This is a genomic window from Streptomyces sp. SID14436 (assembly GCF_010548465.1).
Classification (GTDB): Bacteria; Actinomycetota; Actinomycetes; order Streptomycetales; family Streptomycetaceae; genus Streptomyces.
In genome coordinates, this window is the sequence record NZ_JAAGMD010000902.1 from 1 (window position 1) to 1,325 (window position 1,325).

Consider the following 1,325-nt stretch of genomic DNA (forward strand, 5'->3'; position numbering starts at 1 on the left):
GCGGCACCGCGGCGGCGGCCGGCGGGGCGCGCCCCGGCGGACGCGGCAGAGGGCTGAAGGACCTGCCCGTGCCGACCGTCATCGGGCACCGGGGCGCCAGCGGCTACCGGCCCGAACACACCCTCGGCGCCTACCAGCTCGCCCTCGACCTGGGCGCCGACATCGTCGAGGCCGGCGACCTGGTCCCCACCCGGGACGGCCATCTGGTCTGCCGCCACGAACCGGAGATCGGCGGCACGACGGACGTCGCCGACCACCCCGAGTTCGCCGGCCGGCGCACCACCAAGACCCTGGACGGCGTGTCCGTCACCGGCTGGTTCACCGAGGACTTCACGCTCGCCGAGCTGAAGCGGCTGCGCGCCGTCGAACGCATCCCGGACAACCGTCCGCACAACACCCTGTACAACGGCCGCTGGGAGATCCCCACCTTCGAGGAGGTGCTGCGCTGGCAGGACGAGCAGACCCGCAGGCGGGGCAAGCAGGTGTGGATCTACCCCGAGATCAAGCACCCCACCTACTTCCGCGCGCTCGGCCTCGGCCTGGAGGAACGGGTCGCCCGGCTGCTGCGCAGGCACCGCAAGGACCGCAGGAACTCCCCGGTCGTCCTCCAGTCCTTCGAACCGACCAGCATCCAGCGCCTGGACGGACTGGTGGACAACCCGCTCGTGGTGCTCCTGTCCGACGCCGGCACCCGCCCCTGGGACTTCGTCGAGTCCGGCGACCCGCGCACCGTCGCCGACCTGATCACCCGCCGGGGCCTGAAGGAGATCGCCTCCTACGCCCAGGGCATCGGCCCCACCCTCGACCTCGTCATCCCGCGCGACTCGGCGGGCCGGCTCACCGAGCCCACCACCCTGGTCCGGGACGCCCACCGGGCGGGCCTCGTCCTGCACCCCTACACCCTGCGCAACGAGAACCCCTTCCTGCCCGCCGACTTCCGCAAGGGCTCCGAGCCGGACGCCTACGGAGACGTCTTCGGCGCCTACCGCGCCTACTTCGCCACCGGCATCGACGGTGTCTTCACCGACCAGCCGGACACCGGGATCCTCGCCCGGGAGGACTTCGTCAACCGCTGACCGGTGTCCTCCCCGTCGGGGTGAGGTGCGGCCGTCGCGGGCAACCCCGCCCGGGACGGCCGCGTCGTCGGTGACATGACGCACGACCTCGTCACCTCCCTGCGTCCGCTGCTCGCCGCGGAGGCGTCCGCCGAGGCGCACGCCTCCGGCGGCGAACCGGCCGATCTGGAACAGGCCGTCTGGCTGCGGCTGCTGGAACGCCTCGACACCGACGGCCCGCCGCCCGACCCCGGCGGCTGGCTCCGCCGG

Annotated in this window: 1 protein-coding gene and 1 pseudogene; both read left to right on the forward strand. The window is 73.4% G+C overall.

The genetic code is table 11. From position 1 onward, the window contains the following. A partial coding sequence (locus G3I53_RS33065) for a glycerophosphodiester phosphodiesterase (RefSeq protein WP_164439064.1) occupies nucleotides 1-1,076 on the forward strand: 1,076 nt, incomplete at its 5' end. Nucleotides 1,077-1,151: 75 nt separating this feature from the next. After that, nucleotides 1,152-1,325: pseudogene (locus tag G3I53_RS34310) on the forward strand (sigma-70 family RNA polymerase sigma factor); the annotation flags it as partial.